Origin of the sequence: Arthrobacter globiformis (genome assembly GCF_030817195.1) — a bacterium.
GTDB lineage: Bacteria > Actinomycetota > Actinomycetes > Actinomycetales > Micrococcaceae > Arthrobacter > Arthrobacter globiformis_D.
The window spans coordinates 3,554,479-3,568,797 of the sequence record NZ_JAUSYZ010000001.1 but is presented as its reverse complement, the minus strand read 5'-3'; the positions used below and the strand labels follow the sequence as shown (position 1 = coordinate 3,568,797).

At 61.5% G+C, this 14,319-nt stretch carries 19 protein-coding genes; 16 read left to right on the top strand and 3 right to left on the bottom strand.

The features are described from left to right. The first annotated feature begins 20 nt into the window (after positions 1-20). The 13 genes from QF036_RS16290 to QF036_RS16230 all read left to right on the top strand — a co-directional run bounded on the left by QF036_RS16290 (position 21) and on the right by QF036_RS16230 (position 7,634). Positions 21-377 (top strand): YraN family protein, encoded by a 357-nt coding sequence (locus QF036_RS16290; protein ID WP_307103512.1) that lies wholly within the window; start codon positions 21-23, stop codon positions 375-377. Further along, on the top strand, positions 377-1,840 hold the full coding sequence (locus QF036_RS16285; protein WP_307103510.1) for a YifB family Mg chelatase-like AAA ATPase: 1,464 nt from the start codon (positions 377-379) through the stop codon (positions 1,838-1,840). Before QF036_RS16290 ends, QF036_RS16285 begins: the two co-directional genes overlap by 1 nt. Positions 1,841-1,845: 5 nt before the next feature. Beyond that, a complete protein-coding gene (locus QF036_RS16280) occupies positions 1,846-3,243 on the top strand; it encodes a recombinase family protein (protein WP_307103508.1) in 1,398 nt (465 codons plus the stop codon). A gap of 516 nt (positions 3,244-3,759) precedes the next feature. Continuing rightward, positions 3,760-3,987, top strand: a complete 228-nt coding sequence (locus QF036_RS16275) for a helix-turn-helix domain-containing protein (protein WP_307103506.1) — start codon at positions 3,760-3,762, stop codon at positions 3,985-3,987. A gap of 109 nt (positions 3,988-4,096) precedes the next feature. Beyond that, positions 4,097-4,237 (top strand): hypothetical protein, encoded by a 141-nt coding sequence (locus QF036_RS16270; protein ID WP_307103504.1) that lies wholly within the window; start codon positions 4,097-4,099, stop codon positions 4,235-4,237. Beyond that, a complete protein-coding gene (locus QF036_RS16265) occupies positions 4,234-5,589 on the top strand; it encodes an AAA family ATPase (RefSeq protein WP_307103503.1) in 1,356 nt (451 codons plus the stop codon). The genes QF036_RS16270 and QF036_RS16265 overlap by 4 nt, the downstream gene beginning before the upstream one ends. Continuing rightward, positions 5,586-5,732: a hypothetical protein gene (locus tag QF036_RS16260; protein ID WP_307103502.1), complete on the top strand. Its 147-nt coding sequence runs from the start codon at positions 5,586-5,588 to the stop codon at positions 5,730-5,732. Before QF036_RS16265 ends, QF036_RS16260 begins: the two co-directional genes overlap by 4 nt. After that, entirely contained in the window at positions 5,732-5,935 is a 204-nt protein-coding gene (locus QF036_RS16255; RefSeq protein WP_307103501.1) for a hypothetical protein, read from the top strand. The genes QF036_RS16260 and QF036_RS16255 overlap by 1 nt, the downstream gene beginning before the upstream one ends. Then, the gene (locus tag QF036_RS16250; RefSeq protein ID WP_307103499.1) at positions 5,935-6,108 is read left to right on the top strand and encodes a hypothetical protein; all 174 of its coding nucleotides are present in this window, start codon (positions 5,935-5,937) and stop codon (positions 6,106-6,108) included. The genes QF036_RS16255 and QF036_RS16250 overlap by 1 nt, the downstream gene beginning before the upstream one ends. Then, positions 6,105-6,344: a hypothetical protein gene (locus QF036_RS16245; RefSeq protein ID WP_307103497.1), complete on the top strand. Its 240-nt coding sequence runs from the start codon at positions 6,105-6,107 to the stop codon at positions 6,342-6,344. Before QF036_RS16250 ends, QF036_RS16245 begins: the two co-directional genes overlap by 4 nt. Further along, complete coding sequence (locus QF036_RS16240; protein WP_307103495.1) at positions 6,341-6,601, top strand: hypothetical protein; 261 nt, start codon at positions 6,341-6,343, stop codon at positions 6,599-6,601. The genes QF036_RS16245 and QF036_RS16240 overlap by 4 nt, the downstream gene beginning before the upstream one ends. Further along, entirely contained in the window at positions 6,598-7,023 is a 426-nt protein-coding gene (locus QF036_RS16235; protein ID WP_307103494.1) for a helix-turn-helix domain-containing protein, read from the top strand. Before QF036_RS16240 ends, QF036_RS16235 begins: the two co-directional genes overlap by 4 nt. An 11-nt stretch (positions 7,024-7,034) precedes the next feature. Continuing rightward, positions 7,035-7,634, top strand: a complete 600-nt coding sequence (locus QF036_RS16230) for a hypothetical protein (protein ID WP_307103492.1) — start codon at positions 7,035-7,037, stop codon at positions 7,632-7,634. Positions 7,635-7,640: 6 nt separating this feature from the next. Here QF036_RS16230 and QF036_RS16225 read toward each other — a convergent pair whose 3' ends face one another. After that, entirely contained in the window at positions 7,641-8,012 is a 372-nt protein-coding gene (locus tag QF036_RS16225; protein WP_307103491.1) for a hypothetical protein, read from the bottom strand. Between the two features lie 157 nt (positions 8,013-8,169). Here QF036_RS16225 and QF036_RS16220 point away from each other — a divergent pair, with 157 nt between their 5' ends. Next, the gene (locus QF036_RS16220; protein ID WP_307103489.1) at positions 8,170-9,729 is read left to right on the top strand and encodes an SGNH/GDSL hydrolase family protein; all 1,560 of its coding nucleotides are present in this window, start codon (positions 8,170-8,172) and stop codon (positions 9,727-9,729) included. Positions 9,730-10,065: 336 nt separating this feature from the next. Here the strand turns inward: QF036_RS16220 and QF036_RS16215 are convergent, their stop codons facing one another. Then, positions 10,066-10,551, bottom strand: a complete 486-nt coding sequence (locus tag QF036_RS16215) for a hypothetical protein (protein ID WP_307103488.1) — start codon at positions 10,549-10,551, stop codon at positions 10,066-10,068. Between the two features lie 366 nt (positions 10,552-10,917). Between QF036_RS16215 and QF036_RS16210 the strand changes: the two genes are divergently transcribed. Continuing rightward, the gene (locus tag QF036_RS16210; protein WP_307103486.1) at positions 10,918-11,313 is read left to right on the top strand and encodes a terminase; all 396 of its coding nucleotides are present in this window, start codon (positions 10,918-10,920) and stop codon (positions 11,311-11,313) included. Between the two features lie 787 nt (positions 11,314-12,100). After that, on the top strand, positions 12,101-13,294 hold the full coding sequence (locus tag QF036_RS16205; RefSeq protein ID WP_307103484.1) for an NUDIX domain-containing protein: 1,194 nt from the start codon (positions 12,101-12,103) through the stop codon (positions 13,292-13,294). A gap of 76 nt (positions 13,295-13,370) precedes the next feature. On the opposite strand, the gene QF036_RS16200 is transcribed toward QF036_RS16205, so the two are convergent. After that, positions 13,371-14,147 (bottom strand): TM2 domain-containing protein, encoded by a 777-nt coding sequence (locus tag QF036_RS16200; RefSeq protein ID WP_307103482.1) that lies wholly within the window; start codon positions 14,145-14,147, stop codon positions 13,371-13,373. Positions 14,148-14,319 lie beyond the last annotated feature (172 nt).

Here is a 14,319-nt window from a genome sequence, read left to right as displayed (position 1 = left end):
GTCTTGTTGCGGAGGTGGACATGAAAGCCAAGGACCTGCTGGGCCGGCGCGGGGAAGAGCTCGCGGCGGAATACCTGGAATCGCTGGGGATGCTCATCGTGGAGCGCAACTGGCGCTGCCCGGACGGCGAAATCGATATCGTCGCCCTGGACGGCGATGCCCTCGTCATTGCCGAAGTGAAGACCCGGCGTTCGCTCGCCTACGGTCACCCGTTCGAGGCGGTGGGCGCGGACAAGCTCGCCCGGCTGCACCGCCTGGGTTCGGCCTGGTGCCGGGACCATGGACTGCACTTACCGCTGCGCCGGGTGGACGTCATCGCCGTGCTGGACGACGGCGTCGGCAAACCCTCCGTTGAGCACCTCAAGGAGGTGCTGTGATGGCGCTGGGGAGAGCCTATTCGGTGGCACTCGTCGGCCTCAACGGCTACATCGTGGAGGTCGAGGCCGACATCGGCCAGACGCTCCCCGCCTTTGTGCTTCTCGGCCTCCCGGATGCCTCCCTCAATGAAGCCAGGGACCGCATCCGCTCGGCGGCGCAGAACTCCGGTATTCCGCTGAGCAGGCGGAAGATCACCGCCAACCTCATTCCGGCGTCCCTGCCCAAGCGCGGTTCCGGCTTCGACCTTGCCATCGCAATGTCGGTGCTGCGGGCCGCGGAGGACATCAGGCCCACCGGGCGCACCGTCTTCATCGCCGAGCTGGGACTGGACGGACGCCTCCGGCCCGTCCGCGGCATACTCCCGGCCGTGATGTCCGCGGTGCAGGCCGGGTTCCAGGACATCGTGGTGGCCCAGGCGAATGCAGCAGAGGCCGAACTCGTCCCCGGTGCCAGGGTCCGCGGCTACCGGACCCTGGCACGGCTGGTGTTCGATTTTGGCGCTGACCCGCAGGAACTTGTCCTTGACTTCGCACCGGAGGACGAACCCGCGGGAACTGAGCCTGTCTCCGTGGACGCGCCCGTCCCGGACATGTGCGACGTCTCCGGCCAGGCAGAGGCACGCCGCGCCCTGGAGGTAGCCGCCGCCGGTGCCCATCACCTGCTGCTGACCGGCCCGCCCGGCGCCGGCAAGACCATGCTGGCCGAGCGGCTTCCCGGGCTTCTGCCCGATCTGCGCGACACGGAGGCAATGGAGGTGACAGCCATCCACTCCCTGTGCCAACTCCCCGCATCCGGCGTGCAGCTGGTCCGGCGGCCGCCCTTCGAGAATCCCCACCACACCGCCACGGCCGCGGCGATCATCGGCGGCGGGTCGGGGCTGCCGCGTCCCGGTGCCGCATCGCGGGCGCACCGCGGAATCCTGTTCCTTGACGAGGCGCCCGAATACGAACGCAGGGTCCTGGATGCACTCAGGCAGCCCCTTGAGAGCGGCGAGCTGGTCATCCACCGCTCGGCCGGAGCAGCGGCATACCCGGCGCGGTTCCAGTTGGTGCTGGCAGCCAATCCGTGTCCGTGCGGCAAGGCCTCGGGGAAGGGCATCGAATGCACCTGCACCCCCTTCATGCGGCGCCGCTACATGTCGCGCATGTCCGGGCCGCTCCTGGACCGTGTGGACATCCAGCTGCAGGTGGACCGCGTGTCGCTGGCGGACTTCGGCCAGTCCGGGGGAGCGGAGGACAGCGCAACGGTCGGTGCCCGCGTCCTGGCTGCCCGGGCCCGCCAGCTGCAGCGGCTGCAGCCCTGGGGCATGGAAACGAATTCCCAGGTGCCCGGGCGCATCCTGCGCAGCGAGCTGAAACTGGCGGCCGCCACCACCCGGATCCTGGACCATGCACTGGAACGGGGCGTACTCACGGCCAGGGGCTATGACCGCGTCCTCCGCCTAGCGTGGATGCTAGATTAGCAGATGTGAAAGCACTTGTGTACCTCCGCATATCCCAGGACCGTACAGGCGAACGCGCCGGCGTTGATAGGCAACGTGACGACTGCCTCAAGCGGGCGAAGGAGCGCGGCTGGGAGGTTGTCGGCATCGAGACAGACAACGACATCTCGGCTTCCGGTAAACGCCGCAGGCCGGGCTTTGAAGCCATGCTCAAGGCCATCGAGGCTGGGAAGGCCCAAGTCATCATCGCGTGGGATCTAACCCGCCTACAGCGCAGCAGGCGCGACGAGGTGCGACTCTATGAGCTATGCCAGAAGCACAACATGCGGCTGGCGCTCATCAACGGTGCCGAGCTGGACTTCCAATCAGCGGCAGGTCGATTCGTGGCCGACTCACTAGGCAGCGTTGCCCGGCTGGAAATCGAACTTAAGTCAGACCGCCAGATACGCGCGTCGCGGCAGGCCGCAGCCGCGGGCAAGCGGGTTGGAGGCCGGCGCCCCTTTGGCTATGACGCGGACGGCGTAACCGTGCGCCCCGCTGAGGCTGCGGCAATCAAGGCAGGCTACGAAATGGCGCTTGCAGGTGTACCCCTTGCAGAGATCGCACGCCGCTGGAACGCTGACGGATTCACCACCGGACAGACACGTCGAAAGGAAGGGCACGAAGGACAGCCTTCACCCTGGCAGGCGTATTCCGTCCGAATGGTCCTACTAAACCCCAGAAACGCTGGGCTGCGGTCATACAAGGGCGAAGTCATGGGCAAGGCCGAATGGGCGGGGATAGTCCCCGAGAGCACATGGCGGGCCGCTGACGCCACCCTCAAGCACCCCGACCGGCGCAGCGGGACAGTAAGTACCGCCCGCCGCCTACTGTCCGGACTGGCGCGCTGCGGCGTGTGCGGCTCCACTGTGCACGCTGGGGGAGCGGCACGGGCCGGTATCGTCGCCTATCGTTGCAGCGGATCTATGGGGCACTTCTCCCGCATGGCCGAACCTGTAGACGAGTACGTTGGCAAGGCTGTAGTCGCCATCCTGTCACGCCCGGACGCTGCGGACCTGCTCACCGACGGATCCTTGCCGGACGCGGAGGCCATGAGCATGCAGGCAATGAGCCTACGCGCACGGCTGGATAGTCTTGCGGTGGACTTTGCAGACGGAGCCCTCACGGCTTCACAGCTCCGAACCGCTACGGAGCGACTACGGGAGAAGCTGGCCGAGGTCGAAGCTTCCATGGCGGACGTGGGGCGCGTAGACAAGCTGGGGGATCTAGTAGCCGCGGAGAATGTCCAGCAGGTCTGGGATGCCAAGTCTGTCCCTGAGAAGCGGGCCGTAATCGACTTGCTCATGGATGTTGTCATCCATCCTCCGGGCCGTGGGACCAGGAACTTCAACCCGGCAACGGTGGAAATCGCCCCGAAGAAGTGAGCCTCGACGAGGGGTGAATGCACAAAATAACGCCGGCAAGTGGCACTGTTCGATAACGCTTAGATAACGGTTGCCTGTGGATTATTCGCGGGAATCAGCGTAGCCGGCGTTATTTGGTGCTACCGGGCTTGCCCTAGCGGGTCCCTTATGCACTTGCCGGGGGTATGTGGGCTCGGATCCCCCTATCCCCTCAAATGTTCCGCGTGATTAAAGGGAAGCGGTTCGGAATCGTGTTGACGGGAGGCTTTTTGCTGCCCAAAAACAGGGCAAGAAAGCGCAAGTCAGGTGGGTGAAACGCGGTAACACTATCTGTCCAAAAACCTGTGGATAACCCTGTGTCTTTTGATTTTTGCACCCTAGCGCGGACTCTAGGTGAAATGCAAGAACTAGTGTTTACTTAAATCAGAACAAGGAAGACATAACAAAGACCACCGTGACCGACTAGCCCTGCCAGGCAAGTCATAACGATCAAGGCGGTCTTAACCGTAGGACACCTCGCCAAAGGAATCGCTACTAATGGACCACAATACACGTTTAATTGGCGTGCCCGCAATCGCCCCCAGCGTTTCGCTGGAAAACTCCCTTTCAACGGGAGCCGCGGCAAAACGGTGCGGCGTCACCGGACAGACGATCCGGGACTACATCCGAACCGGGCGCATCAAAGGCTACCGGTTCGGGCCCAGAAACTACCGGATCCCGCTCGCAGAAGTAGAACGCCTGCTCGCGGAAGCGACCGCCGAGTGAAGCGGCCCGACACGGACCAGCACATCCGCGATCTAGCCGCTAACTGGCCCCCATTGAGCCGGGAACAAAAGGACAAGCTCCGCATTTTGCTCAGGCCGGCAGGTGACAAATGAGACGCAAGCCAGGGAATTACACCGGCCCGCTCATCAGCACTGAGCTTTACATCAGCCTCGAAATGAAGCGGTACATCGAGAGCACAGAAACCCCCGGCCTCTATGGCTACTTCACAGCAGACGAGGCAGCAGAATGAACGCCATCCCCGACTACTTTAAAGCCGAGACGTTCGATATCGGCGGACCAGTCGGATCCCAGCAGACAACCACCAGAAGCGGCCTGAAACTTCGCAGGGCAACGGAACTAAAACTCCCACCGCACACTAAATGGTTAGGCCGGGGCTGGTTGCCCCGCCGGGAAATTACTGTACTGGTAGGCGCCGAGGGAATTGGCAAAAGCCTTCTATGGGTACTCATGGCAATGCTAGTGACCACAGGGAAAGCGTTCCCAATGTTCAACTGGGCAGCACGTAAACCCGCGGACGTAATTGTGATTGTGACCGAGGATTCAGCAAGTGAAGTTGAAGCCAGGCTCCGAACCGCAGGCGCAGACATAAGCCGGATCCATTTCTTCTGTACTGAGGATGACGGAACGGGCACTCCCGTTTTCTCCGGTGGGAACAACGGCGACATGCTCCTACTGGACGGCCTGCTCGAACAGATGGAAGAGAAGCCCGCATTCCTCGTGGTGGACGCCTGGCTCGACACTGTCGCCGGCAACCTGAACATCAGGGACACCCAGCAGGCGCGGTCGGCCTTGCACCCGTGGAAAGACCTGGCTACCCGGCACGACCTAGCCGTGCTGCTGGTGACGCACACCAACCGGATGGACACGACAAACACCCGTGACCTGATGGGCGGAACCGCGGCCCTCCGGCAGAAGGCCCGCATGGTGCTATTCGCCGCACGGCCACCGCTGCAGGACGATAGCGGGCAGTACCTATGGGTCGGACCGGACAAAGCCAACACGACCGGGATTGTGGACGCGGTGAAGTTCCAGGTCCGAGTGGAACAGGTCAGGGACCAGACGGACGATGATCCTGGCACAACTGCTCTGCTGGCTGCCCCGGCGTCCGCGCTCATGCCAATCGCTCAACTCCTCTCGCAATGGAAACAGGATGAGGCGGAGGCGGAACGCAAGCCGTCAAAGTCCGAAGAGGCCGAGGCATCTGTCAAAGCGTTCATGGACGGCACAGGCGGAACGGCACCAGCCGCGGACGTGAAGGAACACCTGCGGCGTGAAGGCTACGGGAAGACAGCCGCGGAGAAGGCCATGAAAGCCCTCGGAACATCCGCTCCAACCGGGCCGGGGCAGCCTTGGATTTACTCGCTCAATCAGTCTTCCTACTCGCAAGGTCTATCTCAGGAGACTAGGAACACTGAGAACACTAGGAACTCTGAACCCGGATCTCTGAGTATTCCTAGTCTTCCTAGAGTTCTTACTTCCTACATAGACACCCGCCCCGTTAGGAACACTGAACTCTGCATGGCGTGCGGTGACGTGCTGGACGAGAACGAACACGGACACCACCAAGAGTGCGCCGCATGAAACTGAACCGGGATGACCTTATCGCCCTCTGCGAGGTCTACAAGCAAAAGGCGCTGGACGAACACGCGCTGTTCCGCAAATGGCAGGCCAGGGCATTAGAGGCCGAGGAACGCCTTGCCATCTACGAACCGGGGGACAACTAATGACCGACGCGGAACTCGCCGAGTACTGGAAGCACCAGACCATCCACTGGCGGAATTTAGCCATGAACTACCACCAGCAACTCCTTGCAACAAAAAACCAACCTGAACGCCACTTTGGGCGGACAACCATCCACAAAGACCCAACCGGGAACGCCGCTGCCACAGCCGTAGACCGTGAACGCAAGAACAGGAAGGCAAGCTAATGCCCTACGACTACTCCCCGAAAATCTTGCAGCAGTGGGACTGGCCCGCTCAGGCGGAAACCTACCGCCTCAAGTTCGAACACGCCCAGCAGGAAGCGACCCACTGGAAGCGACGCGCAACCGCAGCCGAAGCGCAGTTGCGGATGTACCAGGCACGAGAGAAGGCAGCATGAGCGCCGGCAAGGTCTTCACGACCCAACCCCGCTTCTATCGGAAGAACTACGAGATGGGCGCAACGCTCCGTGTCGTGCCAGCAGCCATCGGGACCGACACCGGCGGGACAACTCCCGGGGTTGCGATCTTCACCGGCCCCTCATTCCTCATCGCAGCTATCACGGCGGAGCATGCGTGGGCTCTTGCTGATCAGCTCGCCGACGTGTTGGACGCGCTACAGCAGGAAGCTGCATGACCGAGGAACAGCCGCCGCGGAAAACAAGTGCCGGACGGGCGGTGGACCTGGCTGGCGCCCTGATCACTTCCATCGCGGATGACGACGGGAAAGTGGCAAGCACGACGCTGAAACGGATCACGCGCCAGAGGATACAAGACCGTGTACTCATCGTCCTCGCAGTCATCGCCGCCGGCGCCCTCAAACAGGTGCACGGCGACAAGTGGAAGGACCATGCCACGGACTACCCGCACCACCTTGACCAGGAGCAGCAATGACTACGCCTCAACGGCCCCCATCCGCCTACGTCCACGGGCTCAACGGCCCAGTGGTTGTCATTCCGGCAAGGGTTTGCGCGTGGCTGGAACGGTACGCCCGACTCAATGAGGTGCGGATCCAGGAACGGGGCTCGGACCCTGAGGTGGACGCCGTTCTCGTGGCCGTCCGGTTGGCTGCCCTTACCTGGCGGACTACCGCAACCGGAACCCCAGTAGCGGCAAAACCGGAAGTGGACCCAGACTTAAAACAGTGGATGAGTACGGGGCAAGCCGCTGACAAGCTGGGCATCACAGACCGAGCCGTCCGCCTCGCCATCCAAGAACAACGCCTCCACGCCAACAACATCAACGGCAGATGGCGCATCACCCAAGAAGACCTACAACACTTCACCGCCGCCAAAAACGCGGCCACCGCAGCATAGGAGACAACATCATGGGTAACCTCACCGGATCCAACACCCCGCAAGCCCAGAAGGCCATGGCACTCATCGGCGAGCATAACCGCACCGTCGAGTACATCCGCAGCAACAAGAACCTCACCCCTGAGGGGCAGCGGAAGCAGATCGCCGCCAACTACCTTCAGTACAAGCGGCAGATCACCGCCCTCGAAGCCGACGATAAGGCATCACGCGCCAGCAAAGCTGACTCCCTGCGTCGCTCCCTGTTCGGACTCAGCAGCAGTGACGCGAACGCGACCATCAGCTACCGTGACGCACAGGACCGGGTAGCCCGCATCGAAAACGAAGCCCAGGCCCTCGACCTGTTGGACCGCGCCGACCTCTCAAACGACGAAATCCTCACCAAGGCCATCGTCGGCAGAGCAGCGGAGGCCGGCTGGGGCAACCTCGTCAACAACTACACCGCCAAGCACCCCTACTACGGGTCAAAGCTCCAGGAACTCGCTAACCTCCACAACCAGGAAACCAGCATCGAAGGCGTCATGAACCACGCCATGAGCTACACCCTCAGCGCCCCGGCGGAAATCGCCCGCCACAGCGACCTCACGATCGATAACCTCGCCGCCGAAGCGTAAAGCCGTCTACTCGACGGGAGGCAGTTGGGTGTATTCCCGGTGCGGATGCTGGTTCTGGGGCTGCGCCTGGTAGCTCTGCGGGAACTGCTGATGCGTTTGCTGCGGGGCAGGAATTGGCTGTTGAGGCTGACCCTGCCCTGCGGTGAGGTTCCAAAGCGCGGCAGGCAGCGTATCAATAATCCGCAAAGCACGGGTCGCGCCGATACACAGCATAATCAGGCCAGCTACCGAAGCGGCGAAGCCAACGAACGCCATCCCTGCGGGTCCGCCGCCGGAAGAAGTGGCAGCCATTCCCATGCCCATCGACCAAAACAACCCGCCCCCAAAGGACGTGACAAGGCCGGCAACAAAGATCCCGGCTGATGGCTTAAAGTTCACGATTTCCCCTGATTAGAACGAATACAAAGCGCCAGAATATGGCACCCCGCTCATTTCACCGAATATTTCAAGTCAAGCCCGATTAACCGCACATACCCAGCCCGCTCATGGCGGGCTTTTTTGTACCCAAAAACAGACAAGATAGGCAGAAAACATAATGATCAGCCGGATAAGTACATGGCAGCAGGCCTACGAGACGGGCACCGTTGACGTTGATTTCGGAGACGGGATCAGGCTCAAACTGGGAGACATTAGCCGGAACAACCTGAAGCTTTCCCAGCCTGGAGACACGACAGATTCCCGGACTGCACTTAGCGTCCGCGTGCCCTTCAAGGCACCTTCCAACATCAGCAGCTTCCGTGTCCACTTCCGCAACAGGCACCCCGTCAAGGGCACCACATACACGGGCGGGCTGTCATTCACGGCGGTGGGCATCGGGCAGGCGCAGACCACCGGAGACACAATCTTTGTAGGCATCACAGAGACCATCTCCACAACGATCGAGGGGGCGTTCACGACCCCGGCGGACGGTTCGGAGCACGTTACGCCATGGATGACTTGGTATCCGCTAACCGAGGGCGTCTGGTATCACCTCAGCTATGGGTATAACGGCCCGGCGCAACAGAACTACGCCGGCACCGGGACCGCCTGGACAAACACGAGCCCGACATCATGCCTGAATAAAACGCTGGGTTCACCCACCAAGGAAACGACAATCCCTGTGGATGTATGGATCGAAGCGGTTGTGGCCAGCGGGGGAACGACGGAGTTTTACGCCGGGCAGGTCCCGCCCGCAGCCACCGTGTCGGCGCCGACCGTCTCAACGTCTTCGCGGACTTCGATCACCACCTTTGGTGACTCGCTCACGGACGGCGGATCCAACGGCACGCTATGGCCCGAGTCGGACACCTGGCCCTACAAGCTCGACACCACCCTCACGACCGCGACGGTAACCAACCTGGGCTACTCGGGCGCGACCGTTGACGAGATGCTGATGCGAGTAGGGGCTATGCCAATGCGCGTAACGGTGCCCTCGGGCGGGATCGCTGGCGGCGGCGCCAATGCGTTCGTGACGCCCCTGCAAACGTATGGGATGCCGGCGGGCACGCGGCCCATCGACGCGACCCTGAACGGCGGCGCCGGAGTCAGACTGACCAAGAACACAGACGGGACATGGCAGCTCTACAACTACGGCACGGACCCCATTCCGGCGGGCACTGCGCTTATTACGCCTGCCTCAGCCTGGGCGGGGCATAACGCTGACACTGCGATTATCTGGATCGGGATCAACGACATCACGGGCAACGTCATGGGTGTTGACGCGACCGTTGCTGACCATGTTGTTGGCGGCACGCAAAAGCTCATTGAGTGGCTTACCCCTCAGGTGAAGCAGTTCCTCATCCTCGGCGTGACCACGAGGACCAACGAAACCACGGGATCCGCGAATCACACCACGGCAACGGAGATCAACAGCCGTCTTCAGGCGCTCTACCCGGGGAAGTTTAAGTCAATCCAGAAGTACCTGCGCGAACAGGCCATGACTGACCTCGGCATCACGCCGACTCAGGATGACCTGGACAAGATCGCCGCTGGCACCCTGCCGCCATCAGTGCTCGATGTGGGCGACATCGGCCACATCTCGAAGGCAACGGCAACCGTCGTCGCTAACAACCTGATCGCACCGTGGCTGAAAGCCAAGGGCTATGTGGACGGCTAACAGCCCGGAGCTGGCTCCACCCGCCGCGGGAGAGACCGTGGAGCCAGCCCTTCAACGGCAGCGCCCCCATGACGAAGACCATCTGAGCCTTCCCCCCGACTAAGGGCTGATGGACACTCCCAAAACAAAGGGTAAGCAGTCGGGCGTAAGCAGGCAATGGGTTCACCGGCATCGGCTAACCGTAAGAACGAAGCGGTGGCCCGCTCATTCCCCCATAGAAACGAGCGGGCCGCCTACGGAACCACAGATAGTAAGGCCTCGTTGCAGCTACCGATGCACGTACTCTACGTAGCGGAGATCAAGGACAGGTTTCCGGGTGATTACCAACAAGGGTTGCTACGGCGTCGGAGCAGGAGCGTCCAAAAGACCAGGCGCCCAAATCTGCACAGCGATGACCGCGAGGTTCACCGCCGCGAATACAAGCATGCCGAAAATCCACACCCGGTAGCTTCGGAACTTCGCCAGGCCATGCTCAGCTGGCGGGGACTTATGGTTCGCCAGCCAGTCCGGCACTCGATAGGTCCCGTTGTTGTAGAAGTACTGCCGGTTGCTCAGATGCTGTATTCCCAGCCGGGCCTCAAGAGCGTGCAAGTGGGCTCTGTCCATCAGGTTCAGGAACCTGTGCTTAGCCATCAGCTGCATGGACAGCAACGCAACCACAAGCCCGAGGCCAGCAGCAAGATACGTGGCGAACGCAGGAGATGTCGGGTTCAAAGCAATGGTCAACAGGAAAGCCTGAGCAGTCAACGCAATCGTCGGCGTCTGCCACAGCATCGCATCCTGCTCAAGCTCACGCTGCAACAGCATCTCGTAAGTGAACAAGTCCTTGGCGTTCTGATTGGCCCAACGGCCTGACACCTTACTCACGTGATTGCCGCGGGGCCGTCTAGGAATCATGAGGCAACTGTTGCAGGCAGTCGATGCAAGCTTGCGACGCAACGCTCAACAGTTACCAAACCGTGGTCGACGTGCCGGTCATCGAACAGGGGTGGGGGAGACCCCGGGGGTGGGGTCTGCGTGCCTCCTCCGGCATAGGCACATTTATCTCCCCGAAGGCCCAAACAACGGGCCCTTGAATGGCCCTCAGAGGCCCGTGTTGCCCTGTTATGGCGCGGTACGGGCCTCTGGCGTATCCGGGTTAAACAGGACCCACAAGGGCCCTTAAAAGAGCACCTGCGGCTCCTGTATTTGATCGTTTTTACCTTCCCTGAAACGACGGGGATTATCCGTAACAAGAAAGAAGTGGTGTTTATGGCTGCGCCGAGAGGTCTAAAAGCAGCAGGTAAAAAGTTGTGGGAGGTTTCCACAACGGAATTTGAGTGGGCGGAGCATGAGTTGGCCTTGCTTGAGGAAGCGTGCCGGGTTCGGGACAGGATTGTGGAGCTTGACGCCGCGGTCAAGGACGACGGGGTGATGCTCAGCAGCTCTCAGGGCAGACGAGTGCACCCGGCCATTGGTGAAGCACGGCAGCAGCGGCTAGCGATGGCCCGACTCCTGGCTACCTTGCAGATTCCTGGCTTGGATGATGATTTGCCTGCGGCCCGGCCTGTCCGTGGTGTTTACGGCGGGGGCCGGCGTGGTTAGGCGCCGACGCAAGGAGGACCCGCTGTTTCCGGGGCTCCCGGAGGATGTTGCGCGTTTTGTGCCTGCCCGTTGGCCTGGCGGTTCGGAGTATCAGCGGTACGAGGCTTGGTTTGAGGCCCGCTGCTCATGGGCTGAGGTGAATCTGGCGAACGGTTACGAGGATTTGCCGGCGTGGGATGGCATAGCCCCTGATCAGCCTTGGTCTGAGGTGGAGCTGTAATGCCTAGGCGGAAGCGTAGTGACAAAGAGGGCCTGCCGATTCCCCGCCATCTTTGGTTGGACAGGGTTTATCCGGATCCGTTGGAGTGGCGTCGGCAGCGGTTCGCTTGGTCGCGTCAGCATGATTGGGCTCCGGGGAAGATCGGTTTCCTGGCGTTCTTTATGGAGACCGTGGAGGCGTACCGGACTGCGTCGGGGCGCAAATGAAGACGTACCGGAATGACCGCCGCTACGTCTCCCAGAGGGAAACACTCAAGCGCAGGTATCAGGCTCAGGGCCTGCCGTGCGCGGCTTGTAATGGCCCGTTTTTGTGGGAGTTCGAGGACCGAAAGCAGTTTCCGGACTTCTGGAAGGACTCGAGGAGCTTCACCGCGGACCATATCGAGGCTGTGAACGTCGGCGGAAAGATGGCGCCCGGTGTGGGCGGGTTACAGGGCATGCACAGGGCCTGTAATTCCTCCAAGGGCGACGGGTCCAAGGGGCAGCGTTTCAAGCCGCCTGGTGAGCCGCCACCGCCGCTCAAAACAAGCCGGGAATGGTAAGACCACAATCTTTTTCGAGGAAAATCATGATTGAAATGCATGACGGCAACTGTCAGCCGTTCACTATCGACAGGGATAAAGGCCGAGACGTGAACAGTCCAGCTTGGGATGTGAAGAACGGGCAGTTGTTCCGCGCTGACGCTCCCTTGCTGGGTTGGCGTATCGCGCCGTTCGCCTACTCCGACAGAGGCATTGAGGGTGTGGGCGAGTTCCGACCCTCCCCGCGTGGGGAGTCGCCATTCGGCGCCGGCATCAACTCGTTGCCGCCGGCGCGATGCCGGGGCCTGGGAAGGGTTCTAGCGCCCGATGGTGCAAAGCTCCTCGAGAGCATCATCCTCGAGCCTCACACCGCCCCTCATCCGAAATGCACGTGTGGTTATCGCCTGGTGCACGACGTGAAGGACATCGCCAGATACCTTCACCGGCACCGGAACGAGGCTGGCGGCTTCACCAACCTTACGGAGCGTATGCAGGAGTCCGCTGCGATCTTCGCCGTTCGAGGGCTGGGGCTCACGACTCGTTCTGTGGAGTTCAAACACTTCAATGACCCGCTGGGGACCGTTCGAACGCAGCACGTGTCTCTCGAGGCGATTGTTCTGCTCGGGCAGGAAGACGCCCACACCGCCGCCATGTTCGAGGCGTTGGGTTTCGCGGCACACGTGCTGGAAAACCTGACGGGAGCGCACGAGGCGGAGCGCTGCGGCAGCGAGTACGACGTGAACCGTATCGAAATATCAACGGAACACGCTCTGCGGCTGTCAGAGGCGCCCGGCAGGGACGGCGGAACCCACTTCACCAGCTCCGGAGAATGGGGCTCCTACGGTGCCGCTGGTGTCCTACTCAAGACCTCGGCAAAGGCGCCGCGATACCTGCTCCAAAAGCGGTCTCCCATCGTCACTTACGGCGGTATGTGGTCTATTCCTGGTGGCGCCCGGCATGAACACGAAACACCAGGTGAAGCAGCGGCCCGCGAGCTTTCCGAGGAAATGGGAATCAGCAGTTTCGGCGGTCTCAGGGTCACCGGGGCTGTCACATTGCAGTCTGAGGACTGGATCTACCACACGATCATTGCCGAGTGCTCGAAGCGCCCACACGTAACGCCCAACGGAGAAGTTGCCGACACTGCTTGGCTTACCGCGGATGACATCAGGGACCTCGCAGCCGGCGGGGCGCTCCACCCGTTGTTTGAGGCAGCACTCCCGCATCTCGTCGCCGCTTAGGCACACAATGGAAGCCCCCGTCAGCACGGTTCGCTGACAGGGGCTTCCTCAAGCAAAGCTGAAGCTTTTAAGAGGTTTACTTCTTTTCTTCGACCGTAATGGTCCAGGAGTCGAAGTTTGCCGCCTTCACGTCAAGGAAGTAGTTGCCCGAGCCCTTGTGGATGGCAGTTTCTCCGGCTTCGTCCTTCTGGAGCATCTTGATGGGGATGCCGCCGTCCTTGGCGAGATCCGTACCTTCTTCCTGGAAGTAAATGCTACCGAGGGCCATTGACTGCCCGTTGAGCTGCTTGGCGCCGGTGAATTTGTACACGAGGCGGGTTTCGCCGCCCGAGAGCGCGAACGACTGGCTCGCCATGTCCGTGGACCCGTTGAGCGTGACAACCTTGGTCCACTTTTCTGCGGGGGCAGGAGCAGCAGCCGCGGGCGCTGCCTCAGAGGCGGGTGCGGCGGCGGAAGTCTCGTTGGTAGCCGGTGTGGTGCCGGTTGCCGGGGCGGAGCCACCACGAGCAGCGCTGCTGGCGATACTGGCAACAATCAGGACTGCTGTGACGATGAGCGCGACTTTCTTGTGCTTGTCATAGCCTTCAAGGCGCCGTCCCTGCTTGTCCGTCTGCTTGTTCGTCAGCACCAGGATCAGGTCAATGAGGGCCCAGATGCCAAACCCACCGAGGGTGAGGAGCTTGACGATGCCGGTACCGATTTTGCCAAGGTAGAAGCGGTCAGCACCGAGCACGCCGAGGAGGAGGGAGAGCAGCCAGGTGACGAGGAATGATTTTTCGCTCACGGGAGCCGCGTACTGCGGGTATGGTGCTTGCGCCGGCGAGGGGTTGCCGGTCGGGTTGGGGTAGCTCATTGGGGGTCCTTTCGAGGGCGCTTTTTTTGGGACACGCCATAAGGGGCGTGCATTTGGTGCGAGGTAGTTGCTCCGCGAAGGAAACCCGTTTGTGCGCAGATTCGCAGTGACGGTTTTTGATGCGCAGGAATTGCTCATCGTGATCGCTTCCCCCCGTAGCGTCTGGGCTTGC